Source organism: Variovorax sp. OK212 (assembly GCF_900112425.1).
In the GTDB taxonomy this organism is placed as follows: Bacteria; Pseudomonadota; Gammaproteobacteria; order Burkholderiales; family Burkholderiaceae_C; genus Variovorax.
Map to the genome: position 1 here is coordinate 579,216 of NZ_FOLP01000003.1, position 23,154 is coordinate 602,369.

Consider the following 23,154-nt stretch of genomic DNA (forward strand, 5'->3'; position numbering starts at 1 on the left):
ACCATGGAACACGCCCTGTTCATCCTCAGGCGCTGCGCGCTGCTGCTGGCCGCCGCGCTCGGCCTGGGCGCCGCGCCCAAGATGATGGCCGGCGAAGTGCAGCATGCGCTGGCCCAGCAGAGCTGCGACGGCCTGCGCCGCGCGGTCGCCACCGACGCGCGCGGCGCGCCCTCTTCGCCGCTTCTTCTGACGAGCTACCGCACCGTGCAGCTGATCGAAGGCGTGCCCGAGCTCGCGCCGAGCCTGGCGAACGTGGCCTTTGTCTACGACAACGCGCTCGCCGGCATCGCGCTGCTGGCCTGCGGCGACACGGCCTCCGCCACGCGCATTGCCGACGCCGTGGTGCTCGCCGTGGAGCGCGACCCGCTGTACACCGACGGCCGCGTGCGCAACGCCTACCGCGCCGGCCCGCTGGCCGAGGGCAAGCCGGTGCTGTCGGGCTACTGGGACAGCGCCAGGAACCAGTGGATCGCCGACGCCTACCAGCTCAGCACGGCCACCGGCAACGTGGCGTGGGCCGCGCTGCTGCTGCTGAACGTCGACCGCGTGGCGCCCTCCCCGCGCTACAGCGAGGCCACCGCGCGGCTGCTCGCGTGGGCCGAACAGCGCACGCGCGCCACCGCCGACCCCGACGGCTACCAGGGCGGCTGGTACGGCTGGGACAACGCCCAGTCGGCGCAGACCTGGAAATCGACCGAGCACAACATCGACATCGCCATGACGGCCGCCTGGGCTGCACGCAACAGCGCGCGGCCCGAACAGACGCGCCAGGCCGCCGTGGCACTGGCCTTCGTCGCGCGCATGTGGAGCGCGCAGGAGCAGCGCTTCTTCATCGGCACCAAGGCCGACGGCACCACGCTGGCCACCACCGGCTCGGGCCTCGACGCGCAGCTGTGGCCCCTGCTCGCCGCACCGCCGGGCTCCTGCCCCTGGCGCGCGGGCCTGGCCTGGGTCGAGCGCAACCACCGCTTCGGCGACGGCTACGGCTTCTCGCAGCAGCCCGACGGCATCTGGACCGAGGGCAGCGCGCAGGCGGCCGCCACGCTGGTGGCCGTGAAAGGCGCGGCCCCCGAGGCGCTGTGGCTGCTGCTCGCCTCGCAACGCGCCGACAACGGCCTGTACTACGCCACGCCCAGCCCGCGCATCTCGACCGGACTGGCCATCGGCCCCGACTCGGCCGGCGCCGACTTCTTCTACTACCGCTGGCCCCACCTGGGCGCCACCGCCTGGATCGCGCTCGCCGCCACGGGCTGGAACCCGTTCACCGGAACCGTCGTTACCGCAGCCTCAGGAGAAAAGCCATGTCCGAACTGATCGACACGCCCGAGTTCAGGGTCAACCTGCTGGTTGCGGCGCTTGCGCTGATCATGATCTTCCACGCCCGCGCGGACCGCGCCTCGCACCGCGTGCTGTTCGGCTTTCTCACCGCGCTGGTGCTGGTGCGCTACACGGCATGGCGGCTGGCCGAGACGCTGCCGCCGGCCGACCTGGGCTTCGGCACGCTGGTGGCATGGGTGTTCCTGGTGTTCGAGATGGTCGCCATCGTCTACACGCTGCTGTCGATCCAGATGCTCACGCGCCGGCGCGACAACCACGCGCAGGCCGACCGGGGCGAGGCCGCGTTGCGTGCGCGGGGGCGCGAGGTGCCCGCGGTCGACGTGTTCATCTGCACCTACAACGAAGAACTGGCCGTGCTCGAGAAAACGATTCTGGCCGCGCAGGCCATCGACTATCCGCATGTGAACGTGTGGGTGCTCGACGACACGCGGCGCGACTGGCTGCGCGACTACTGCGAACGCAAGGGCGTGCACTACGCGCGCCGCCCCGACAACACGCACGCCAAGGCCGGCAACCTCAACAACGGCCTGCGCCAATCCGCGGCGGCCACCAACGCGCCGTACATCCTGGTGCTCGACGCCGACTTCACACCCCATCGCAACATCGTCTACCGCACGCTCGGCCTGTTCGACGAGCCGAAGGTAGGGCTGGTGCAGACGCCGCAGTTCTATTACAACGCCGACCCCATCCAGCACAACCTGCGCGCCACCGACAGCTGGGTCGACGAGCAGCGCGTGTTCTTCGACGTGCTGCAGCCTGCCAAGGACGCGGCCGACGTGGCGTTCTGCGTGGGCACCTCGTTCGTGATCCGGCGCGACGCCATCACCGACGCGGGCGGCTTCCCCACGGGCAGCGTGTGCGAGGACATCTACACCACCTACACGCTGATGCGCTTCGGCTGGGTCACGCGCTGGCTCAACGAGCGGCTGTCGAACGGGCTCTCGGCGGACAGCATCGTCGACTACATCAACCAGCGCAGCCGCTGGTGCCTGGGCACCATCCAGGTGGCGCTGCTGCGCGACGGCCCGTTGCGCGGCCGCGGCTACAGCTTCGCGGCGCGCGTGCACTACGTGCACGGCCTGCTGCACTGGCTGACCAAGCCCTTCATCCTGCTGATGCTGGCGGCGCCGGTGCTCTACTGGTATGCGGGCGTGTCGGCCTTCCATGCCACGCCGCGCGCCTTCGCGCTGTACGGCCTGCCGCCGCTCGTGATGTTCTGGGGCTACACCTACTGGATCAGCCAGCGGCGCTGCCTGCCGGTGTTCACCGAGGTCACGCAGATCGTGGCCGCCATGGCCGTCACGCGCACCATCGTGTCCTCGCTCATGCGACCGTTCGGGCGGCCCTTCAAGGTCACGGCCAAGGGGCAGGACCGCTCGCGCACCGTCGTGCACTGGAACATGGTGCTGGCCTTCGGCGGGCTCATCGCGGCCATGGAAGCGGCGGCGCTGGGCGCCATCGGCAGCGCCATGACCACCGGCGACATGCTCAACGTGGTGTGGACCATCGTGACCACCGTGTACTGCCTGGCCGCGCTCATCGCCTGCATCGACCGCCCGCGCCCCGCGCACGACGAGCGCTTTCCGTACGACGCCGACACCACCCTGCGCAGCACCGCGGGCGTGGGCGCGACGCGCTTCGTGGAGATCGCGGTCGACGGCGCGCTGCTGCGCGAAAGCGCCCTGCTGCGGCGTATGCCCGTCGGCGAGCGGCTGGACCTGCATGTCGACCGCGTGGGCTGGGTGTCGGCGCTGCTCAAGGGCCGTTCGCCCAAAGGCGTGGAGCTGGCCTTCGACCACGACGAGGTGCTGCACGACCACCTGATCCGCCACGTCTTCAGCCTGCCGCCGAGCCACGTCGCCACGCAGGTGAAGCCGGGCCGCGCCGCGCTTGCCTTCCTGGGCAGCGCGGGCTGGCAATGGCCGCGCATGCGCGTTGCGTGGACGCGCGCCTTCGCCGCGCCGCTGCCCATGGTCGCGGTGCTGCTGATCGGCGTGCTGGTGCTGTCGGGCTGCAACCTCACGCCGGCGCTGAAGAACGCCGACGTGGTCGTGCCCGCGCAATGGGCCGAGGGCACCGGCAGCGCCGCCGCGCAACCCGTGGCCCGGCACGCCTTCGTGCGCGACGAGGAACTGCGCGGCCTCATCGCCAGCGCGCTGCTGCAGAACCGCGACCTGCGCGTGTACGCCGCCAAGGCCCGCGAGGCGCGCGCCGTGTACGGCGGCACGCGTTCGAGCCTGTTCCCCGAGATCGGGCTGGCCGGCTCGGTCGGCCGCGGCAACGTGACCACTTCGCTGAGCCCCGACGGCATCGTCACCAACAACCAGGCCGTGGGCAGCGTGGGCACCACCTACGCGGTGCAGGCCGGCATCACCGCGTACGAGCTCGACTTCTTCGGCCACGTCGATGCGAGCGTGAAGCAGGCCGGTGCGCAGGCGCTGGCCAGCGAACGTGACCTGTGGGCCGCGCGCATGAACCTGGTCGGCGAGGTGTCGAACGCCTACCTCACGCTGCGGGCCGACCGCGCCTTGCTCGCGCTGGCCGAGAGCGACCTGGCCAGCCAGAGCGACAGCACCCGCGTGATGCAGCGCGCCCGCACCGTGGGTGGCACGTCGGACCTGAACGTGCTGCGTTCGCAGTCGCTGGTGGAACGTGCCAATGTGCAGCGCGAGGAGTTCCGCATGCGCGTGGGGCAGGACCTGCAATGGCTGGCCGTGCTGGTCGGCCAGCCCGTGCCGGCGAACATCGGCATGCAGCGCCCCTGGCCCGAGCGTTCGGTGGCCGACGTGCCCGTGGGCCTGCCGGCCAGCCTGCTGCAGCGCCGCCCCGACCTGCTGGCGGCCTATGCGCGCGTGGAGGCCGCCAACTCGGGCGTGGGCGCGGCCAAGGCGGCGTTCTATCCGACCTTCTCGCTCACGGCCGTGGCGGGCGGGCTGAGCAGCGAGTTCTCCAGCCTGCTGAGTTCGGGCAACCGCAGCTGGGCCACGGTGCTGGGCGTGTCGCTGCCCATCTTCGACTGGGGCCGCCGCTCGGCCAACCTGAGCGCGAACGAAGAACGGCTGGCCGCCGCCATGGCCAGCTACGAGTACGCGGTGCAGCAGGCGCTGCGCGAGACGGCCAACGCGCTCATCGCCGACAGCCACCTGCGCCCGCAGATCGAGGCGCAGCAGGCGCGCGTGCAGGCGCTCGACAGGGTCGCGTCGATCTCGCGCACGCGCTTTCGCAACGGGCTGGAAGACTACTTTGCCGGCGCCGACGCGCAGCGCGAGCTGTACCTGGAGCGGCGCCAGGGCATCGAGCTGCAGCTCAAGCAGGCGGTGAACACCGTCAACCTGTACAAGGCGCTCGGCGGCGGCTGGGACGACGCGCGCACCGCCACGTCCGCTCAGCCGCCCGCTGCTGCTGCTGCTGCTGCTCAGCCAAGCTGCTGCAGCACGTCCCTCACGCGGTCGAGCGCCGGGTCGATGTCGGTCTCGTCGATCGCGCCGTAGCCCAGCATCAGCCCCTGCCGCGGCGCCGAGAAGTGGAAGAACGGCGCGAGCGGATACAACCCCACGTCGACGCGGCGCGCCAGCGCGATGAGCTGCGCCACGTCGAACTCGCGCCTGCACAGCGCCGCCAGGTGGATGCCGGCCGTGGCGGGCACCAGCTCGAACCACGGCGACAGGTCGTCCGCGAAGCGCCGCACGATGCGCTCGCGCCGCGCCGCATAGGCGGCATGGCAGCGGCGAATGTGCTTGTGCAGGTCGCCGTCGGCCATGAACTTGGCCAACGCCCACTGGGCCGGCGTGGAGGTGTGCCAGTCAGTCAAGTGCTTGGCCGTGCCCACGGCCTCCAGCACGGCCGGCGGCGCGATCAGGTAGCCCAGCCGCAGGTCGGGCGACAGCGTCTTCGAGAAGGTGCCGACGAACGCCACGCAGCCGTGCGTGTCCATGCTCTGCAGCGAATCGGTGGGGCGGCCCTCGTAGCGGAACTCGCTGTCGTAGTCGTCCTCGATCACCACGGCACCCAGCGCCGCCGCGCGCGCCAGCAGCGCCTTGCGGCGGCGCTCGCTCATCGGCATGCCCAGCGGAAACTGGTGCGCGGGCGTCACGTAGATCAGCCGCGTGCCGTCGGGAATGCGCTCGACCACCAGGCCTTCGCCATCGACCGGTACGCCGATCACGTTCGCGCCCTGCGCGCTCAGCAGCAGCCGCGCGGGCGGGTAGCCGGGCTCCTCCATGGCCACCGTGCTGCCCGGCTCCACCAGCACGCGTGCGATGAGGTCGAGCGCCTGCTGCGCGCCGTTGGTCACCAGGATGTCGGCCGCCGCGCAGCGCACCCCGCGTGAAAAGCTCGCATGCCGCGCGATGCCGTCGCGCAGTTCGCGCAGGCCTTCGGCGTCGCCATACAGCCCGCGCGAGCGCGCGCCCTGGCGCAGCGCATGCAGCACGCAGCGGCGCCAGTCCGCATGCGGGAACAGGTCGCGCGCCGGTGCGCCGCCGATGAACTCGTAGCGCGAACTGCCGGCCGGCGCCGGGTGCCGCAACGGCGTGCGCATGCCGCGCCAGTGCTCGGCCATGGCCGCGCCCGCCAGCGGCCGGGCCGGCGCCACCGGTGCCTGCCGGCGCGCCGCGCCGTCCGCCACGAAGGTGCCGCTGCCGACACGGCCGGTCAGCAGCTTGTCGAGGGTCAGCCGGGCATAGGCCTGCGACACCGTCTTGCGCGACAGCCCCAGCTGTTCGGCGAACAGGCGCGACGGCGGCAGCTTCTCGCCCGCGGCCAGCCGGCCGCTGCGAATGGCGTCCTTGAGCTGCCGGTACAGCTGGCCGGCCAGGTCCTTGTCGCCTTCGATGACGACGTGCAATTCCATCGGATTGGTCTCCTGCGAATGCGCCGGATTGGCAGCCCGCGGCGGCGCGCCTCGCTCCTAGCATCGAGGCCACATTCAACCACCACCGAACGAAGGAACCCGCACCATGCAAGCCCGCCTCGATTTCTACAAAGCCTCCCCCGAAGCCATCAAGGCGCTGATTGCGCTCGAAGTGGCCGTCGGCAAGCTCGGCCTCGACCCCCAACTGGTCGACCTGGTGAAGCTGCGTGCCTCGCAGATCAACGGCTGCGCCTATTGCATCGACCTGCACACGGCCGACCTGCGCAAGGCCGGCGAGACCGACCGCCGCCTGGCCACGCTCGGCGTGTGGCGCGAGACGCCCTTCTTCACCGAACGCGAATGCGCCGCGCTGGCCTGGACCGAAGCCCTGACCGACGTGGCGCGCACGCACGTGCCCGATGCCGCCTACGAGGCGCTGGCCGCGCAGTTCAGCGAGGCCGAGCAGGTGAACCTGACGATGGCCGTCAACACCATCAACAGCTGGAACCGGCTATCGATCGGGTTTCGCAAGACGCTGACGGCCTGAAGCCGGTGCCGGTGCTGGCGCCGTGCAGCAGCGTGTCGACCAGCCCGTCGACGCGCTCCTCCGCTCGCCGCAGCGACAGTGCGAGCTGCTCTCCACCGAACTCGTCGGACTCCACCGCCGCTTCGAACACCTCGGTGATGCCGATGTAGCCCAGCGCCGAACGCACGCTGTCTTCCGTGTGGTTCAGGTGCGCGATGCGCCCGCCCTTGTCGTAGCCATGGTCGCCGCGCGCGCCGAGCAGCACGACGCGCTTGCCCGCATCGGCGAGCAGCGGCCAGTAAGGCACCGCGCCGCGCGCGCGGTCGAAGCCGAAGGTGCGGCCCACGCGCACGATGTTGTCGATCCAGGCCTTGAACTGCGCCGGCACGCTGAAGTTGTACATGGGCAGGCCGATCACGACCAGGTCGGCCGCAATGAGCTGGTCGACCAGGCGATCGCTTTCGGCCAGCGCATCCGCCATCCACGGCTCGCGCGCGGCGGGTGGCGTGAAGGCCGCGTGGATCCAGCGGCCGTCCACGTGCGACGGCGGGCGCTGCCCTACGTCGAGGTAGTCGATGCGGTCGTCGGGCCGCGCCGCGCGCCAGCGCTCCACGAAGCGCGCGGAGAGACGGCGCGTGTGCGAGCCGTGCGGGTCGGTGCCGGAACGGCCAGGGCGGGCGCTGGCGTCGATGTGGAGGAGGTTCAGGGTCATGGTGGTGATGGATGAGTGAATCTGTTTCGTCCTGCGCTGCCACAATGGCTGCCAAGGCCCTGAATTTATGGACGAAAGCCATGCCTCACAAACGATCGTTTCTCTCTCCATGAACGAGCCTGGCTCATCTGTCAGCTCTGTCCGCCCTGCCCGCCGGCTGCCGCCGCTCCTGGCGCTGCGCGCCTTCGAGGCTGCGGCCGCGCACCTGAGCTTCCAGCGCGCGGCGCTCGAGTTGTCGGTCACGCCGTCGGCCATCAGCCACCAGGTGCGTGCGCTGGAAGACACGCTCGGCCAGCCGCTGTTTCGCCGGCTCACGCGGCAGCTCGCGCTGACGCCCGCCGGGCAGCGGCTCTTCGACGACCTGCGCACGGGCTTCGACGTGCTCGAGGCCGGCGTCGACAAGCTGCGCAGGCCTGCGGCATCGCAGGCCGTGACGCTGACCACCAACACCGCCTTTGCGGCGCGCTGGGTGCTGCCGCGCATCGAGGCCTTTCGCACCGCCTGCCCTGGCGTCGAGCTGCGGTTGCATGCGAGCGACACGCTGGTCGACCTTGCGCGTGGCGACGCCGACATCGCCATCCGCTCGGGCCGCGGCAACTGGCCGGGGCTGGTGTCGCGCGAGCTGATGTCCGAGCGGTATGTGCCGCTGTGCAGTCCGATGCTCGGCCTCAAGCGCGTCGCGGACCTGCCGAAGCACCAGCTGATTCACTGCGACTGGCAGCCGCATGCGATCGCACCCGCCGTGTGGCCGCGCTGGTTCCGCGAAGCAGGCATCGCGCCGCCGAGGGGTCGCGCGATGAAGTCAGCGGCGCTGTCGTTCTCCGACGAATCGCACGCGATGCTCGCCGCGCTCGGCGGGCACGGCGTTGCGCTGCTGAGCGTCACGCTGTCGGCGCCGGAGATCCGCAGCGGCGCGCTCGTGCAGCCCTTCGGACCTGCGCTCGATACGGGCAGCTACTTTCTGGCGGTGGCCAATGGGCGGGAGAACGAAGCGCCGGTTCGTGCGGTGTGGGACTGGATCGTTTCGCAGGCTGCAGGAGACTGAGCACAAGCTGAACGCAAGGCTTGCACTTCGTCACGCCTTTGGAGAGACTCACGCGCCAACAAAAAAACGAGGAGAGTTCATGACGAGGATTGCCCGCGTCCCTCTTGCCATTGCAACAGGTGCGCTTCTTGTAATAGCTTTGACCTCATGCGGAGGCGGTGGTGGGGGCGGTGGCGGAGGAGGCATCGGCGTCGGCTTCGGCACAGGCGTCGCACCACCCGCAACCGGAGCGCCAGCGCCCGAGTTGCCGGCACGCGAAGCGCTCATCGCACGCGCGAGAACCTACGAACTCGACACCCCTTACGTTCCGCCGCCCGGAGATCCGCTGGAGCTCAACACGTCGGGCTACGCCAAGGCCATGTGCTCCGCCGCATTCATCACCGGCCTCGACCCCGATGTTGCCGCGGAGAGCGTCGGCTACTTCACCGGCCCGTACGCGCAGCGCAGCAAGGTCGGCAAGCCGGTGGTCGATCGCGCGAAGAAGGAAGTTCGCATCACCATGCCGAACGGCACGACGCTGGTGGCGCGCTACTTCGGCTCGCAAGGCTGCATCACGCTGCCGCCCGGCAAGGACGGCGTGTTCTTCACGCCCGTGACCGTCACCAGCACCCTCCCCGATCCCGCGACGCAGGACTGGCCGATGGGCAACGTGATGCCCGCGGGAGCCGCGCCCGGCATCGACGCCACGAAGCTGGGCCAGGCGGTCGACGCCGCCTTCGAAGTGCCGCAGGCCTATACGGCCGCCTTCGTCGTCACGCACAAGGGACGCGTCGTCGGCGAGCGCTACATGAGCGGCATCAATGCGACGACGCCGCTGGAGTCGTGGTCGATGGGCAAGAGCGTGACCGCCACCTTGCTGGGCACGCTCATCAAGCAGGGCGAATACCAGCTCGACCAGCGCGCGCCCATTCCGGAGTGGCAAGCGGACGGCGACAAGCGCAAGGAGATCCGCATCTCCGACATCCTGCACATGTCGAGCGGGCTGCGCATCAAGGCGCCGGACGATCCCGACTTCGACCCCAACGGCACCTACCCCGATCACATCTACTTCTACACCGGGCGCATCAATGCGTTCAACTACGCGGCCACCCGTCCGCAGCAATGGCCGCCGAACACTGTTGGGCGCTACCGCAACACCGACCCGGTGCTGGCGAACTACCTGGTCCGGCTCGCGGTCGAGAAACGCGGCGAAGAATACCTGTCGTTCCCGCAGCGCGCGCTGTTCGACAAGATCGGCATCCGCACCATGACGCTGGAGACCGACCCCTACGGCAACTTCCTGGCGCAGGGCTACGACTTCATGTCGGCGCGCGACTGGGCGCGGCTGGCCAACCTCTACCTGCAGGACGGCGTGTGGAACGGCGAGCGCCTGCTGCCCGAAGGTTTCGTCAAGTTCGTGAGCACGCTCGCACCGGCCTGGGCCGCGGACAAGCGCCCGATCTACGGCGGCTTCTTCTGGCTCAACGGCACCAGCACGTGGCCCGTGCCGACCACGGCCTACTACATGCTCGGTGCCGGCGGCCAGGTGGTGTTGATCGTGCCGTCGCACGACCTCGTGGTGGTTCGCATGGGCTACGACAAGGGCGAGCAGGCTTCGGTCGCGAGCCTGCGCAAGGCGCTGACACTGCTGATGCAGGCCGTGCCGAGTTCGCAGTAAGAGCAAGGCAAGCGCGGCGCGCAGCCCCGGCGCTCGGTCGTCGTTCAGTCGTCCGTCTGCTGGCTCTGCGCCTGCCGGCTCCACGCCGACGCCGGGCTCTCTCGCCATGCCATCCAGCCCGCGGGCATGTCGGCCAGTGCCCGAAGGCTCGCGTCGCGCTCGACCATGCTCTGCAGCGAGACGAGCTTCGCGTCGGCCATCTCGAACGCGTCGCCGGTCAGGAACTGCCAGGCGCCGTCTTCCTCGTCCCGGGACACCATGAGGATCGGCTTCGCGTCTTCGAGGATGCCGCGCACCGTGAAGCACATGACGTTCGGCGGGCTGTCGAAGGGCCAGTCATCGCCGGCGTCGGCGCCGGCGGGCTGGTCTTCCTTGTCGCACAGCATCGGCTGCGCGGAGGCGAAGCTGGTGTCCCAGCCCTGCTCCCAAGGAAAGAGACCTTGCCTGTCGGGCCACACCATCTGCAGCACCGGCAGGTCGGCCTTGATCGACGCATAGAACCAACCCGCGTAGCCGAGGTATTCGGGGTAGTGCCGCCGCGCGACCGGCACGAATGCGATGCGCACGCCCTCGGCGATGTCTTCGTAGGCCTTGAACGGAACAAGCGCTCCGCCAGCGCCCGCGACCTTGACGGCCACGATGTTCAGGAACTGCTGGGCCGTCTTCGGGGGAAGGCCGAAGACGATGACTTCGGGCTGGCGGTAGTTGGCGTAGAAGCCCAGCGAGAAAGCGAAGGCCGGCCCGTCGCCGTCGCCCTCGACATGCACGTGGTGCCAGCCGATGCGGGTGACATCCGCCAGCAGGCGGCGGTCGTAGTCGTCCTCGGCTTCGGGCAACTTGAAATCGGGGAGCGTGCTTTCGATCATGAGGTGCGGTGCGGGTGGATGGACGACCCGGCGAGGATACCGGCCGGGGCCGTGCCGACGTCGCTCAAGCCATGCCGTTCAGGTGCTCGTAAAGAATCAGGAACCCGATCCCGATCAGCACCACACCGCCCAGAATCTCCGCGCGCTTGCCGACCACCGCGCCCAGCACGCGCCCCACCATCACGCCGAGCGTGACCATGGTGAACGTCGCCAGGCCGATGGCCAGCGCGGTCCAGGCGATGTTGACGTTGATGAAGGCCAGGCCGACACCCACCGCCATCGCGTCGATGCTGGTGGCGAAGCCGGTGATGGCCAGGGTCCAGAAGGTGTTGCGGCTGGGCTTCTCGTCGATCGCGTCGGGCGCGCCGAAGCCGGCCCAGATCATCCGCAGGCCCAGCACGCTGAGCAGCGTCACGGCAATCCAGTGGTCCCACCGCGCGACGTAGCTGGCGGCCGCCAGGCCGGCGGCCCAGCCGATGACGGGGGTCAGCGCCTCGATGACGCCGAAGATGAGCCCGGTGCGCAAGGCTTCGCGCCAGGAGGGTTTGCGCAGGGCCGCGCCTTTGCCGACAGCAGCGGCGAAAGCATCCGTCGACATGGCGAATGCGAGAAGAATCGTGGAGGCGATGTTCATGTTGGAAGTAGCAAGCAAGGCCGGTTCAAGACGCCGCGGCACACGAACCCGCCGGCCAAAGCCGCGTTCGTGCACCGCTGGTCTCGCCAACCTTTCGGCTGCTCGCGCCACGGTCGCAAGGTGCGAACCGAGTATGTTGACGCGAGCGCTTCCGAAGTCCGGAAGCCGGCTACTCCCCAAGGGAGCGGCGATTCTAGTGAAGCTCTTGCGGCGAAGCGGTGACAACACCGCATCGCCCGCAGGGTCTTGGAGCGCCCAGCAAAAAGCCTCCCGCAGGAGGCTTCATGGAATGGGGGGAGCGAGCCGGCCGCCCGTCAGGTCTTCTTGGTGAGCAGCGTCTGCACGACATAACCGTCGCGGTACACGCCTTCGATGGTGCCCTCCACACGGTCGGTGGAATGCGCGGCAACGAACTTTTCGTCGTCCACGCGATAAACCACCATGGTGCAAGACGAGTGCTTGCTCAGGGTGCGGGCAACGCCTGTGGCTTGGCGAAGGGTTGGGTAGGTCTCCATGATTGTCCTTGTCTGCCTGGTCTTTTTGATCTTCCTGATGCCTTCGATAGTAGCCTTTAGGTTTTCAAAAGCATCTCAAAACGTTTCCGAAGCGCGGCAGTCTCTTGGGTTGAATTCGGCAATTTTGTGACTTTGTTAGCACCCGTTGGTAAATCCTTCGGGGCCGTTGTCGCCACGCAACTTTTTTATGCGCTGGCGGCTCAGCTTTCGTGCGCGATGTCTGTTACTTCTCCGGTCGGCGAGAAGCTCACCATCAGCACCTGGTCGGTGGGCTTGCCCGCCCCCACGGCGTAGTCCAGCGAGATCGCGCGCGACGCGCTGCCGGGCGTCACGGCCACGGCGTTGAGCACCAGGGAGGCCATGAAGACTTCGCCGGTGACTTCGTCGAGGTTCGTGGTGTTGAACAACGTGTGGGCCATGTCGCCGATGTCCTCGACGTGGAATTCCTTGAACTCCGCGACCGTCGAGCCCTCCTCTGCAAGCTGCGCGCCGATGGCCCTGCGCGCAGCGGCGTCCAGCGCATCGAGGTGATCGAGCATGCGTTCGGCATCGTCGAGCACGGCCTGCCCGTCGGCGCCGTGCACGAAGTACCAGACCCGCACGGCTTCGCCGGCGAGCTGCACATCGGCTTGCTCGCCCCAGAAGGTCTCGGAGGGGTCCAGGGGACCCAGCAGGCGGCTGGTCAGGTTTGGCAAGAGCGTGTCTCCGTTGAAAAGAGCTGAACCTTACCGGGCTTCGGTGTGACCCTCATTTCAGATCAGGCCGCCTCGCCCGGCGGCTGCAGCCCCTTCACCCAATCGAACACCGCCGCCACCGCGGGATCGGCACGGCGCGCCTGCGGGCACACCAGGTAGAACGGCAGGCCCGGCAACTGCGGCCCGAAAGGCTGCACGAGGTTGCCCGCGCGCAGTTCGTCGGCGATCAGCGCGAGGCTCATCAGCGCCACGCCCTGGCCCTGCAGCGCGGCCGACACGGTGTGGGTCTCGTCGGAAAACACGGGCCCGGCCGACACGTCGAGCGCGGGCACCTGCGCCTGCTGCTGCCACGCGGTCCACGTGCCGGGCTGGGTCTTGCTGCCGGGCACCGCGAAATGCAGCAGCGTGTGCCGCTTCAGGTCGCCGCGCCGGCGCAGCTTGAGCGCGGGGCTGCAGGCGGGTGCGAAGACGTTGTCGAACAGCTTCTCGGCCACCATGCCGGGCCACTGGCCCTTGCCGTAGCGGACGGCGATGTCGGCCGTGACGCCGTCGAGCGCAACCGCCTCGTGCGACGCGTGAATGCGCAGGTCGAGCCGCGGATGCAGCGCGCGCAGGCCGCTCACGCGCGGCAGCAGCCAGCGCGCCGCCACCGCCGGCGTGGCCGACAGCGTGATGGCCTGGCGCTGCGGCGGCGCACGCAGTCGGGCCACCGCATGGGCCATGGCGTTGAACGACTCGCTCAGCACCGCCTGCAGTTCCCTGCCCTGCGGCGTGAGCACCAGTTGCCGCGGCTGGCGAATGAAGAGCGCCACGCCCAGCGCGTCTTCCAGCTGGCGCACCTGGTGGCTGATGGCCGTGGGCGTGACCGAGAGTTCGTTCGCCGCGAGCTTGGCGCTGCAGTGCCGCGCGGCGGCCTCGAAGGCGCGCAGCGCGGCCAGCGGCGGGAGTTGACGCAGGTTGGCCATGGATGAATTTATTTTTCAGCGGCGCAAAGAATTCGTCGTTTGTCGCGCTCCGGATGCTTGGATAGATTGAAAACCGTGTCAAGCAGACAGCTGAATTCACCTCACCCATCTCATACACCTACTCCGCAACTCCGCACCAAGGACCCCGCCATGACCACCCTGCTCCACATCGACGCCAGCGCCCGCCCCGGCCTGTCAGGCACCCACGCGCACGGCTCGCATTCGCGCCGCCTCGGCCACCGCTTCGTGACGACATGGCGCGCCGCGCGCCCGCAGGACGAAGTGATCTACCGCGACATCGGCGCCACGCCGCCGGGCCACGTCACGGGCGAATGGATTGCGTCGGGCTACACGCCGCCGGCCGAGCGCGAGCCGTGGATGCACGCCGTGCTCGCGGAGAGCGACGCGCTGATCGCGGAGCTCCGCCGCGCGGATGTGCTGGTGATCGGCGTGCCGATGTACAACTTCGGCATGCCGGCGCCGCTGAAGTCATGGATCGACAACATCGTGCGCATCGGCGCCACCTTCGATTTCGACCGCAGCCGCGAGAACCCGTACGTGCCGCTGCTGGCGGAGCGCCATCGCCGCACGGTGCTGCTGAGTTCGTGCGGCAGCAGCGGCTACGGGCCGGGCGGGTTCCAGGCGCAGATGGACCTGCTGACGCCCGGCATCGCGAGCCCGTTGGCGTTGCTGGGGCTCACCGAAGTCCACAGCGTGGCCATCGAGCACGCCGAAGACCCGGGTGACCTGCTCGACCGGTCGATTGCCGAAGCGCTCGATCGCGTCGATGCGCTGGTGGGCGAGCTGCAGGCCTCCTGAGGAAGCCTTGGCTCCCAAGCCTGTGTCAGGCCGAGCGCAGCTGCTCGCGCAGCTTCTGCCCGATCTCCGGCCGCTCCAGGAACGGGTCGGCCGGGTTGACGCCCGACACGATGTTCTCCATGCGGCTCTTCACGTTGCCCAGCGCCTTCGGGTGGCTGAACACGTAGAACTGGTTGTCGGAGATGGCGTCGAACACCTTGGCGGCCACTTCGGCGGCGGTGATCTTGCCGCTGCTCACCGCCTTGTTGCTCATGGCCTGGCCGATGAGCTGGCTCTTGGTGAGCTCGCTGTCCTTGGGCGCGTTGGGGCGGTTGCGCTCGCTGCTGGTGATGCCGGTGGGCACGAAGTACGGGCACAGCAGGCTCGCGCCGATCTGGTCGGTGACCAGGTTCAGGTCCTGGTACATGGTCTCGGTGAGGCTCACCACGGCCGCCTTGGCGGCGTTGTAGATGCCCATGTTCGGCGGCGTGAGCAGGCCGGCCATGCTGGCGGTGTTGGTGATGTGGCCGCGGTAGGCCGGGTCCTTGGCGGCGGCCTCGAGCATCATGGGCGTGAACAGGCGCACGCCGTGGATCACGCCCCACAGGTCGACGCCCAGCACCCATTCCCAGTCGGCCACGGTGTTTTCCCACACCAGGCCGCCGGCGCCCACGCCCGCGTTGTTGAACACGAAGTGCGGCGCGCCGAAGCGTTCCTTCACCGCGGCGGCCAGGGCTTCCATCTGTCCGGCGTCGGACACGTCGACCTTGCGCGCCAGCACCTGCGCGCCGGCGGCTTCCATTTCGGCCGCGGCCTTGTCGAGTGCGTCCTGCTGCACGTCGACCAGCACGAGGTTCATGCCGCGGGCGGCGCCGATGCGCGCGCACTCCAGGCCGAAGCCCGAGCCCGCGCCGGTGAGAACGGCGGTCTTGCCCTTGAAGTCCTGAATCATTTGCCGGTGTCCTTCTGTTGAATGTCTCTGACGTTGGAGCTGCAATTGAAATACGGAACGCGCGCGAGCGCAGTCACGAAGGTGCCCCGGCCGGGGCTTCGGCCCCGGTTCAGGCTTCGGCCGCCTTCAGCACATAGCCGATGCGCGGAAAGTGCACATGCACCGTGCCCGTTCGCTCGCTGCTGCGCGCCAGCGTGTAGTGGGTGCGCGTGGCCGCGACCAGCGTGCCGGGCGTTTCCTCCAGGCCGAAGCTCTCGGCGCGGATGGTGACGGCGCTGCCCAGCGCAATGCCGTGGTCGTCCTGGAAGGTGCTGTCGGTCAGCAGCGTGTGCGGCGTGGCGGCCTTGGCCACGGCAATGGCCTCGTCGGCGGTGAACTTCTCGGGCGCGCCATGGCCGATGGCGGCCATGCGGTCCATCCAGTCGACCACCGCGGGCGTCAGCTCGAGGATGGTCCGCACCGCCTCGATGCGCCGCGTGTACCAGAGCGAGTGGTACGCCGAGAAGTCGGCGATGCTGGGCACCTCGCCGAGCAAGAAGGGCTTGTCGTCGAGCATGTCCGACAGGCGGCGCAGGTACGACTTGTAGGCGCTGGTGGCGTCGGCCGGGCGCAGGCGGGTCATGTTGCCGGCGCTCATCTTGCCGCGGTCTTCGCCGAAGGCCTTCAGCGCCTCGGGCGGCGCCTTGGCGAACACCTCGGCCGCGCCCTTGGGCTGCAGGTTCCAGGCCATGGAGGCCCAGAACAGCGTGGTGTCGGCCCACTGCGCGAGGATCCGCGACAGGCCCTTCTCGGGCTCGGGGTAGAGCGTGGGTTCGGGCTGCAGGTGCTCGAGCACGTCGGCGATGAGCGCGCTGTCGCAGTACATGTCCGCGCCGATCTGCAGGAACGGCGTCTTGCGGTAGCCGCCGGTGAGAACCTCCACCTCGGGCTTGGGCATGATCGGCGGAATGAACACCGACTTCCACGGCAGCTTCTTGGCGCCGAGGATCAGGCGCACCTTCTCGGAGAACGGCGAGGTCAGGTAGTGGTGGAGGATCAGGTCGGCCATGTCGTGTTTCCCGTGAGTCTTTGGTTTGAAAATTCGGCGCGCGCTCAACGAGGTTGCGCGCGCTGGAGGATTGCATCGAAATCGGTGCCGGCGCCGAGCGTGCCGAAGGCATGGCCCCAGTCGCCGCCCAGGCGGGACGCACAGAATGCGCCAACCACCGCGGCTGGCGCCGTCTGCGCGAGCAGTGCAGCTTGCACGGCGAGCGCCACGTCCTGTGCCAGACGGCGCGCCTGCGCCTCGGAGGCCATGGCCTCGACGCGCGCCGGCAAGGCATCGGCCAGGCGGTCGAGTGCGGCGTGCTGGCCGCGCGCGGGCGCGAGTTCCTTGGCCAGCGCCGCGACCGCGTCGCCCTTGCGCAGGCCGCGCAGCAGGTCGAGCGCCATGATGTTGCCCGCGCCCTCCCAGATGGAGTTGAGCGGCATCTCGCGGTAGATGCGCGCCATGACGCCTTCGCCGCCCTCTTCCACATAGCCGTTGCCGCCGAGGCACTCCATGGCTTCCTGCGCGAAGTGGCTGCCGCGCTTGCAGATCCAGAACTTGGCGACCGGCGTGAGCAGGCGGGCCATCAGGCGCTCGTGCTCGTCATCCGGATGGTCGAAGGCCTTTGCCAGGCGAATGGCAAGGGCCGTGGCCGCTTCGCTTTCCAGCGCGAGGTCGGCCAGCACGTTCTTCATGAGCGGCTGTTCGATCAGCGGCTTGCCGAAGGCGTGGCGCTGCGCGGCGTGGTCGAGCGCGATGGCCAGCGACTGGCGCATGAGCCCGCTGGTGCCCAGCGCGCAGTCGAGCCGGGTCATGGTGCCCATCTCGAGGATCTGCGGAATGCCGCGGCCCTCCTCGCCCACGAGCCAGGCGGTGGCGCCGTGGAACTCGACCTCCGAACTCGCGTTGGCCTTGTTGCCGAGCTTGTCCTTCAGGCGCTGCACGTGGATGGCGTTGCGCGTGCCGTCGGGCAGCACGCGCGGCAGGAAGAAGCAGCTGAGCCCGGCCGGCGCCTGCGCCAGCACCAGGAAGGCGTCGCACATCGGCGCCGAGAAGAACCACTTGTGGCCCGTGAGGGCATAGCGCGCGCCCCAGGCGTCGCTTCCGTCGCGCACGGCTTTCGTGGTGTTGGCCCGCACGTCGGAGCCGCCCTGCTTCTCGGTCATGCCCATGCCCATGGTCAGGCCGGGCTTGTCGCTGAAGACTTTCAGGGCCGGGTCGTACCGGAGGCTCGCGAGCTTCGGTCCCCACTCGGCGTACACGGCCGCGTTGCCGCGCAGCGCGGGCGTGGCCGCATAGGTCATGGAGACCGGGCAAAGGATGGACGGCTCCAGCTCGGTGAAGAGCATGAAGCCCGCCGCGCGCAGCATGTGCGGCGAGGCCGAGGTGCCGGTCCACGGCGTGCCGTGCAGCCCCGCGCCCACCGCGGCGGTCATCAGCGCGTGGTAGCTCGGATGGAACTCCACCTCGTCGATGCGGCGGCCGAAGCGGTCGTGCGTGTGCAGCTCGGGCGTGTGGACGTTGGCCAGCCGCGCATGCGCCTGCATGCCGGCCGAGCCGAGGGTAGCGCCCAGCTCGTGCAGCTGCGTGGTCTGCAGGGTGGGCGCGTTGAACTTCAGCGCATCGCGCAGGGAGCGGTGGGTGTCGAACAGGTTGTAGTCGACCAGCGGTGCGGGCTGGTTGAAGACCTCGTGCGTCGTTGCCATGACCGGCCTCCTTTGCCGTGCGCCTCAGTTCATCGGGGCATTCAGATCAGCTTGACGAGTTGCTTGCCGAAGTTCCGGCCCTTCAGCAGGCCCAGGAAGGCCTCGGGCGCCGCCTCGATGCCTTGCGCAACAGACTCGCGCGGCTTGAGCTTGCCGGTGCCCACCAGCGTGCCCAGTTCGGCGAGCGCCTCGGGCCACACTTCCATGTGCTCGCTGACGATGAAGCCTTCGATCTTCATGCGGTTGATGAGGATCAGTGCCGGGTTCGCCAGCGGCAGCGGCGCGCCGTCGTAGCCCGCGATCATTCCGCACAGCGCCACGCGGGCGAAGGCGTTGGCGCGCAGCAGCACGGCGTCGAAGATGTAGCCGCCGACGTTCTCGAAGTAGCCGTCGATGCCCTTGGGGCAGGCTTCCTTCAGCGCCGCGCTCATCGACTTCACGTCGGGGTGCTGGCGGTAGTCGATGCAGGCGTCGAAACCGAGCTCGTCGGTCACGTACTTGCACTTGTCGGGGCCGCCGGCAATGCCGACCACGCGGCAGCCGCGCGCCTTGGCCAGCGCACCGAAGGCGCTGCCCACCGCGCCGCTGGCGGCGGTGATGACCACCGTTTCACCGGCCTTGGGCGCAATGATCTTCACCAGGCCGTACCAGGCGGTGACGCCGGGCATGCCGACGGCGCCCAGGTAGTGCGACAGCGGCACGTGCGTGGTGTCGACCTTCTTCAGCGCGCCGGGCTGCGAGGCGTCGACCACGCTGTATTCCTGCCAGCCGCCGAAGCCGACCACCTTGTCGCCCACGACGTACTTGGGGTGCTTGCTCTCGACCACTTCGCCCACCGTGCCGCCCTGCATGGTCTGGCCCAGCGGCTGCGGCTGCGCGTAGCTCTTGGAGTCGTTCATGCGCCCGCGCATGTACGGGTCCAGGCTCATGTAGTGGTGGCGCACCAGCACCTGGTTGTCGGCGAGCGCGGGGGTCTCGGCGCTCACGAGCTTGAAGTTGCCGGCAACGGCTTCGCCGTCGGGACGGTTGTCGAGGTGAATCTGCTTGTTGGTGGGCATGTCGGGCTCCTGGGGAATCTGGTTCAGTCGATCAGTCGATCAGTCGATCATTCGATCGGTCGGTCGGTCGGTCGGTCAATCGGTGGACGGCGGGCGCATCTCGTTGGCGCTCGCGGGACCGGTCGGCAGCCGGCGCTTCACGTACTTGAAGGTGCCGGTGGCATGGGCGCACACGCGCTCCTGCTCGTCGTAGATCTTGGCTTCGGTGAAGGCCAGCGTCGCGGTGCGGTGGATGAGCGTGCCGCGCGCATGCAGCGGGCCGACCGAAGGCTGCATGAAGCTGGTCTTCATCTCGATGGTGACCACGCCGGTCTCGGGCGACACGCTGCGCGCGGCCGCCGCCATGGTGATGTCGAGCAGCGTCATGCAGGCGCCGCCGTGCGTCACGTCGAAGGTGTTCAGGTGCTCGGGCTTGGCGGTGTACAGGATCTCGGACTCGCCGCCCTCGAACTTCGTCAGCTCGAAGCCGAGGTGGCGCGCGAACGGGATCTGGCTCGTGTACGAGCGGATGTTGATGTCGCTGGTATCGGAAGAGGAAGAAGACATGTCAGGCCGCACCCAGCACCACGCTCACACCGCCGTCCACCGCCAGCCACTGGCCGGTGATGTGCTTGCCGGCATCGCTCGCGTACAGCAGCGCGAGGCCCTTCAGGTCCTCGTCGTCGCCCAGGCGGCCCAGCGGCGCCTGCGCCGCCATCTTTTCCTCGCCCAGCGACTTGATCAGGCCGGCGGCCATCTTCGTCATGAAGAAGCCCGGGCAGATCGCGTTCACGTTGATGTTGTAGCGGCCCCATTCGGCGGCCAGCGTGCGCGTGAAGCCGATGACGGCGGTCTTGGAGGTGTTGTAGGCCAGCGTCTGCATCTCGGGCGGGTTGCCGTTCAGGCCGGCGATCGACGCGATGTTGATGATGCGCCCTGCCTTCTTCGGGATCATGTAGGCGTTGGCAATGTGCTGCGACAGGATGAAGTAGCCGCGCACGTTGAGGTTCATCACCTTGTCCCAGGCCTCGACCGGGTGGCTCTCGGCCGGCGAACCCCAGCTGGCGCCCGCGTTGTTCACGAGGATGTCGACCGCGCCCATGCGCTCCAGCGTCTCGTCGGCCAGGCGGCGGGTGTCTTCCTCGCGGGCGCAGTCGGCGGCGATCCAGCGCGCGTCGATGCCGGCGGCCTGCAGCTCGGCGGCCGCCTGCTCCAGGTCGTCGGCCTTGCGCGAGCTCAGCATGATCTTCGCGCCGGCTTCGCCGAGCGCATGGGCCATCTGCAGCCCCAGGCCGCGCGAGCCGCCGGTGATGAGGGCGGTCTTGCCGGTGAGGTCGAACAGTTTTTGAACGGTGCGGGCGGTCATGGGTTGTCTCCGGGGTTCGGGTGGGTCAGATCTCGTAGTCCATGCACTGGCGCGCTTCGCGCACGGCGCCGATGAACGGCTTCAGTGCCACGTGCTGCGGATGCTCCGAATAGGCCGCGAGCGCGGCGGCGTCGGTGAATTCCGCGTACAGGACCAGGTCGTAGGTGGCTTCCAGGCCGGGCTGGGCAATGGCCACCTCGAAGCGGTGCGTGCCGGGCGACAGCTTGGCGCAGGCGTCGAGAAGCGCCTTGGCCTTCAGCAGGTTGGTCGCCTTGTCGGTGCCTTCGGCGTGTTCCTTGAACTTCCACATCACGATGTGCTTGAGCATGGCGGGCCTCGTCTTTCTCGTCTTATTTGGTGGGGGTGTTGGGCAGGCGCGAGCGCACGTAGATCAGCACGAAGCCGGCCACGGCCACGATGCCGCCGGGCACGGCGATGGACCAGCCCAGCGCGGTGTCGGTGCGGCCGGTGGCGATGCCCAGGATGAAGGCGAACAAACCGCCGTAGATCAGGATCCAGATCCACTTCTCGAGCCGGGCGTACGGCTTCGGCGGCTTGGCGGCGGGCGGGGTGGAGGGGGTGGGGTTCGGCGGATTGTTGATGGCCATCAAAAGGCGTCCTCGGGCAAAGCGGTACAGGTCGGGTCGCGGGTTTCGACCACGTTGAGCCAGGCACCGATTTTCGGCAGCTCGTAGTGGAAGAAATAGTCCGTGGCGCCGATCTTGCCAGCTGTTACTGCCCGGGTCTTTTGCGCGTCGCCTTGCAGGGCGCGCTGTGCCACGTCCAGCCAGATCCAGGCCAGCACGGTGTGGCCGAAGGCCTGCATGTACGGCACGGCGTTGGCCAGTGCGTCCGCCGGGTCGCCGGTGGACCAGGCGGCCTCGGTGGCGCTGCCGATGCGCTGCAGCGCGGCGCCCAGCGCCTTGGCGTGCGCCGCCAGTGCCGGCACCTCGGCCGCGCGGGCGATGGTGTCGGTCATGCGCCCGGCCAGCAGCTGCAGGCCGCGGCCCTTCTCCATCAGCACCTTGCGCCCCAGCAGGTCGGCCGCCTGGATGCCGTGCGTGCCCTCGTGGATCATGTTCAGGCGGTTGTCGCGCCAGTACTGCTCCACCGGAAAGTCGCGCGTGTAGCCGTAGCCGCCGTGCACCTGGATGGCCAGCGAATTGGCTTCCAGGCACCACTCGCTGGGCCAGCTCTTGGCGATGGGCGTGAGCACTTCGAGCAGCAGGCGCGCGTCGTCGGCGGCCTGTGCGTCGCCGGTCTTCTGCTCGTCGACCAGGCGGGCGCAGTACAGCTCCAGCGCCAGCGCGCCTTCGCAGTACGCCTTCTGCGCGAGCAGCATGCGGCGCACGTCGGCGTGCTCGATGATGCGCACCTGCGGCGCGGCCGAGTCCTTGGTCACCGCGGCGCCGGCCGCTTCGGCCTTCTTCACCAGCCGGCCCTGCGGGCGGCCCTTGGCGTATTCCAGCGAGGCGTGGTAGCCCGCCATGCCGAGCATGGTGGCCGCCGTGCCGACGCCGATGCGCGCCTCGTTCATCATGTGGAACATGCAGTGCAGGCCCTTGCCGGGCGCGCCGACCAGGTAGCCCACCGCGCCGGCCTTGCCGCCGACCGGGTACTTGCCCTCGCCGAAGTTCAGCAGCGTGTTGGTGGTGCCGCGCCAGCCCAGCTTGTGGTTCAGGCCCGCCAGCGCCACGTCGTTGCGCTGGCCGGTGAGTTCGCCCAGCGTGTCGACCATGCGCTTGGGCACGATGAACAGCGAGATGCCGCGCGTGCCGGGCACCAGCTTGCCGTTTTCGTCGGGGATCTTGGCCAGCACGATGTGCACGATGTTCTCGGTCAGCTCGTGGTCGCCCGAGGAGATCCACATCTTGTTGCCCATGAGGCGGTAGCGCGGGCCCAGCGGGTCGTCCTGAAAGTCGTCGCCGTCAGGGACTGCGCGCGTGGCCACGTCGCTCAGCGACGAACCGGCCTGCGGCTCCGACAGGCACATGGTGCCGGCCCAGCGGCCGGAAAATTCATTCTTGGCGAACACCTCTTTCTGCATCCCGGTGCCGTGCACCATCAGCAGGTTGGCGTTGCCGCTGGTGAGCATGTTGGAGCCGATGCTCACCGAAGCCATCGCGAAGAAGCTGTTGGCGGCGGCGGACAGCGTGTACGGCAGCTGCATGCCGCCGATGTCGTAGTCCTGCGCGGCGCTCATCATTCCCGATTCGACGAAGGCCTTGTGCGCGTCGTGCGTGGCCTGCGGCAGGATGACCTTCTCGCCGTCGAAATGCGGCTCCTGCGTGTCCACCGTGCGGTTGAACGGCGCGTACTTCTCGCGCGCGATGCGCTCGCAGGTGTCGAGCACCGCGTCGAAGGTCTCGCGCGAGTGATCGGAAAAGCGTTCGCGCTGGTTGAGCGACTCGGCGTCGAGCCAGTCGTAGAGCAGGAAGTCGAGGGTGGAACGCAGGCTCATGA

At 68.9% G+C, this 23,154-nt stretch carries 22 protein-coding genes and 1 riboswitch; of the genes, 6 read left to right on the plus strand and 16 right to left on the minus strand.

Going from position 1 to position 23,154, the window contains the following annotated elements; translation table 11 throughout:
* Positions 1-3: 3 nt before the first annotated feature.
* Positions 4-1,314: a hypothetical protein gene (locus tag BM004_RS13140; protein ID WP_256219881.1), complete on the plus strand. Its 1,311-nt coding sequence runs from the start codon at positions 4-6 to the stop codon at positions 1,312-1,314.
* Positions 1,302-4,829, plus strand: a complete 3,528-nt coding sequence (locus BM004_RS13145) for an efflux transporter outer membrane subunit (protein ID WP_093213846.1) — start codon at positions 1,302-1,304, stop codon at positions 4,827-4,829. The genes BM004_RS13140 and BM004_RS13145 overlap by 13 nt, the downstream gene beginning before the upstream one ends.
* On the opposite strand, the gene BM004_RS13150 is transcribed toward BM004_RS13145, so the two are convergent.
* Positions 4,754-6,190 carry a MocR-like pyridoxine biosynthesis transcription factor PdxR gene (locus tag BM004_RS13150; protein WP_093213849.1) on the minus strand — a complete coding sequence of 479 codons (1,437 nt, stop codon included), beginning with the start codon at positions 6,188-6,190 and terminating at the stop codon, positions 4,754-4,756. The two genes, BM004_RS13145 and BM004_RS13150, sit on opposite strands and share 76 nt — an antisense overlap.
* Positions 6,191-6,296: 106 nt before the next feature.
* Between BM004_RS13150 and BM004_RS13155 the strand changes: the two genes are divergently transcribed.
* Positions 6,297-6,737, plus strand: a complete 441-nt coding sequence (locus tag BM004_RS13155) for a carboxymuconolactone decarboxylase family protein (RefSeq protein WP_093121679.1) — start codon at positions 6,297-6,299, stop codon at positions 6,735-6,737.
* Here the strand turns inward: BM004_RS13155 and BM004_RS13160 are convergent.
* A complete protein-coding gene (locus BM004_RS13160; protein ID WP_256219882.1) occupies positions 6,685-7,428 on the minus strand; it encodes an FMN-dependent NADH-azoreductase in 744 nt (247 codons plus the stop codon). The genes BM004_RS13155 and BM004_RS13160 overlap by 53 nt on opposite strands.
* Before the next feature lie 109 nt (positions 7,429-7,537).
* Between BM004_RS13160 and BM004_RS13165 the strand changes: the two genes are divergently transcribed.
* Positions 7,538-8,473 (plus strand): LysR substrate-binding domain-containing protein, encoded by a 936-nt coding sequence (locus BM004_RS13165; RefSeq protein ID WP_093213851.1) that lies wholly within the window; start codon positions 7,538-7,540, stop codon positions 8,471-8,473.
* A 244-nt stretch (positions 8,474-8,717) separates the two neighbouring features.
* A complete protein-coding gene (locus BM004_RS13170; RefSeq protein WP_256219883.1) occupies positions 8,718-10,130 on the plus strand; it encodes a serine hydrolase domain-containing protein in 1,413 nt (470 codons plus the stop codon).
* 44 nt (positions 10,131-10,174) lie between these two features.
* Here BM004_RS13170 and BM004_RS13175 read toward each other — a convergent pair whose 3' ends face one another.
* The 5 genes from BM004_RS13175 to BM004_RS13190 all read right to left on the minus strand — a co-directional run bounded on the left by BM004_RS13175 (position 10,175) and on the right by BM004_RS13190 (position 13,805).
* Positions 10,175-10,996, minus strand: coding sequence for a DUF4262 domain-containing protein (locus tag BM004_RS13175; RefSeq protein WP_093213854.1), 822 nt, complete (start codon positions 10,994-10,996; stop codon positions 10,175-10,177).
* A gap of 64 nt (positions 10,997-11,060) precedes the next feature.
* A complete protein-coding gene (gene mntP / locus BM004_RS13180; RefSeq protein WP_093121672.1) occupies positions 11,061-11,630 on the minus strand; it encodes a manganese efflux pump MntP in 570 nt (189 codons plus the stop codon).
* Positions 11,631-11,635: 5 nt separating this feature from the next.
* Positions 11,636-11,813, minus strand: a riboswitch (yybP-ykoY riboswitch).
* Between the two features lie 131 nt (positions 11,814-11,944).
* Positions 11,945-12,145 (minus strand): hypothetical protein, encoded by a 201-nt coding sequence (locus tag BM004_RS41780; RefSeq protein WP_143072430.1) that lies wholly within the window; start codon positions 12,143-12,145, stop codon positions 11,945-11,947.
* Positions 12,146-12,345: 200 nt separating this feature from the next.
* Entirely contained in the window at positions 12,346-12,840 is a 495-nt protein-coding gene (locus BM004_RS13185; protein ID WP_093213857.1) for a DUF2004 domain-containing protein, read from the minus strand.
* Positions 12,841-12,902: 62 nt separating this feature from the next.
* Positions 12,903-13,805 (minus strand): LysR substrate-binding domain-containing protein, encoded by a 903-nt coding sequence (locus tag BM004_RS13190; protein ID WP_093213859.1) that lies wholly within the window; start codon positions 13,803-13,805, stop codon positions 12,903-12,905.
* A gap of 150 nt (positions 13,806-13,955) precedes the next feature.
* Here BM004_RS13190 and BM004_RS13195 point away from each other — a divergent pair, with 150 nt between their 5' ends.
* On the plus strand, positions 13,956-14,624 hold the full coding sequence (locus tag BM004_RS13195) for an FMN-dependent NADH-azoreductase (protein ID WP_093213862.1): 669 nt from the start codon (positions 13,956-13,958) through the stop codon (positions 14,622-14,624).
* Positions 14,625-14,649: 25 nt separating this feature from the next.
* On the opposite strand, the gene BM004_RS13200 is transcribed toward BM004_RS13195, so the two are convergent.
* The 9 genes from BM004_RS13200 to BM004_RS13240 all read right to left on the minus strand — a co-directional run bounded on the left by BM004_RS13200 (position 14,650) and on the right by BM004_RS13240 (position 23,152).
* Complete coding sequence (locus BM004_RS13200) at positions 14,650-15,555, minus strand: SDR family oxidoreductase (protein WP_093213864.1); 906 nt, start codon at positions 15,553-15,555, stop codon at positions 14,650-14,652.
* A gap of 109 nt (positions 15,556-15,664) precedes the next feature.
* On the minus strand, positions 15,665-16,603 hold the full coding sequence (locus BM004_RS13205; protein ID WP_093121658.1) for a glutathione S-transferase family protein: 939 nt from the start codon (positions 16,601-16,603) through the stop codon (positions 15,665-15,667).
* A 44-nt stretch (positions 16,604-16,647) separates the two neighbouring features.
* The gene (locus tag BM004_RS13210) at positions 16,648-18,288 is read right to left on the minus strand and encodes an isovaleryl-CoA dehydrogenase (protein WP_093213866.1); all 1,641 of its coding nucleotides are present in this window, start codon (positions 18,286-18,288) and stop codon (positions 16,648-16,650) included.
* Between the two features lie 41 nt (positions 18,289-18,329).
* On the minus strand, positions 18,330-19,346 hold the full coding sequence (locus BM004_RS13215; RefSeq protein ID WP_093213868.1) for an NADP-dependent oxidoreductase: 1,017 nt from the start codon (positions 19,344-19,346) through the stop codon (positions 18,330-18,332).
* Positions 19,347-19,421: 75 nt separating this feature from the next.
* Positions 19,422-19,892, minus strand: coding sequence for a PaaI family thioesterase (locus BM004_RS13220; RefSeq protein WP_093213871.1), 471 nt, complete (start codon positions 19,890-19,892; stop codon positions 19,422-19,424).
* 1 nt (position 19,893) lies between these two features.
* The gene (locus BM004_RS13225) at positions 19,894-20,691 is read right to left on the minus strand and encodes an SDR family oxidoreductase (protein WP_093121646.1); all 798 of its coding nucleotides are present in this window, start codon (positions 20,689-20,691) and stop codon (positions 19,894-19,896) included.
* A 25-nt stretch (positions 20,692-20,716) separates the two neighbouring features.
* Complete coding sequence (locus tag BM004_RS13230) at positions 20,717-21,019, minus strand: Dabb family protein (protein WP_093213873.1); 303 nt, start codon at positions 21,017-21,019, stop codon at positions 20,717-20,719.
* A gap of 22 nt (positions 21,020-21,041) precedes the next feature.
* Complete coding sequence (locus tag BM004_RS13235) at positions 21,042-21,299, minus strand: hypothetical protein (protein WP_093213877.1); 258 nt, start codon at positions 21,297-21,299, stop codon at positions 21,042-21,044.
* Positions 21,299-23,152: an acyl-CoA dehydrogenase gene (locus BM004_RS13240; protein ID WP_093213880.1), complete on the minus strand. Its 1,854-nt coding sequence runs from the start codon at positions 23,150-23,152 to the stop codon at positions 21,299-21,301. The genes BM004_RS13235 and BM004_RS13240 overlap by 1 nt, the downstream gene beginning before the upstream one ends.
* Positions 23,153-23,154 lie beyond the last annotated feature (2 nt).

Bases quoted from the DNA above. Each gene is read 5' to 3' on its own strand.
- BM004_RS13190 (WP_093213859.1), bottom strand. From the start codon at position 13,805: ATGGCCAACCTGCGTCAACTCCCGCCGCTGGCCGCGCTGCGCGCCTTC.
- BM004_RS13195 (WP_093213862.1), top strand. From the start codon at position 13,956: ATGACCACCCTGCTCCACATCGACGCCAGCGCCCGCCCCGGCCTGTCA.
- BM004_RS13165 (WP_093213851.1), top strand. From the start codon at position 7,538: ATGAACGAGCCTGGCTCATCTGTCAGCTCTGTCCGCCCTGCCCGCCGG.
- mntP (WP_093121672.1), bottom strand. From the start codon at position 11,630: ATGAACATCGCCTCCACGATTCTTCTCGCATTCGCCATGTCGACGGAT.
- BM004_RS13155 (WP_093121679.1), top strand. From the start codon at position 6,297: ATGCAAGCCCGCCTCGATTTCTACAAAGCCTCCCCCGAAGCCATCAAG.
- BM004_RS13145 (WP_093213846.1), top strand. From the start codon at position 1,302: ATGTCCGAACTGATCGACACGCCCGAGTTCAGGGTCAACCTGCTGGTT.
- BM004_RS13150 (WP_093213849.1), bottom strand. From the start codon at position 6,190: ATGGAATTGCACGTCGTCATCGAAGGCGACAAGGACCTGGCCGGCCAG.
- BM004_RS13205 (WP_093121658.1), bottom strand. From the start codon at position 16,603: ATGGCCGACCTGATCCTCCACCACTACCTGACCTCGCCGTTCTCCGAG.
- BM004_RS13210 (WP_093213866.1), bottom strand. From the start codon at position 18,288: ATGGCAACGACGCACGAGGTCTTCAACCAGCCCGCACCGCTGGTCGAC.
- BM004_RS41780 (WP_143072430.1), bottom strand. From the start codon at position 12,145: ATGGAGACCTACCCAACCCTTCGCCAAGCCACAGGCGTTGCCCGCACC.
- BM004_RS13230 (WP_093213873.1), bottom strand. From the start codon at position 21,019: ATGCTCAAGCACATCGTGATGTGGAAGTTCAAGGAACACGCCGAAGGC.
- BM004_RS13160 (WP_256219882.1), bottom strand. From the start codon at position 7,428: ATGACCCTGAACCTCCTCCACATCGACGCCAGCGCCCGCCCTGGCCGT.
- BM004_RS13225 (WP_093121646.1), bottom strand. From the start codon at position 20,691: ATGACCGCCCGCACCGTTCAAAAACTGTTCGACCTCACCGGCAAGACC.
- BM004_RS13175 (WP_093213854.1), bottom strand. From the start codon at position 10,996: ATGATCGAAAGCACGCTCCCCGATTTCAAGTTGCCCGAAGCCGAGGAC.
- BM004_RS13240 (WP_093213880.1), bottom strand. From the start codon at position 23,152: ATGAGCCTGCGTTCCACCCTCGACTTCCTGCTCTACGACTGGCTCGAC.
- BM004_RS13200 (WP_093213864.1), bottom strand. From the start codon at position 15,555: ATGATTCAGGACTTCAAGGGCAAGACCGCCGTTCTCACCGGCGCGGGC.
- BM004_RS13140 (WP_256219881.1), top strand. From the start codon at position 4: ATGGAACACGCCCTGTTCATCCTCAGGCGCTGCGCGCTGCTGCTGGCC.
- BM004_RS13235 (WP_093213877.1), bottom strand. From the start codon at position 21,299: ATGGCCATCAACAATCCGCCGAACCCCACCCCCTCCACCCCGCCCGCC.
- BM004_RS13215 (WP_093213868.1), bottom strand. From the start codon at position 19,346: ATGCCCACCAACAAGCAGATTCACCTCGACAACCGTCCCGACGGCGAA.
- BM004_RS13220 (WP_093213871.1), bottom strand. From the start codon at position 19,892: ATGTCTTCTTCCTCTTCCGATACCAGCGACATCAACATCCGCTCGTAC.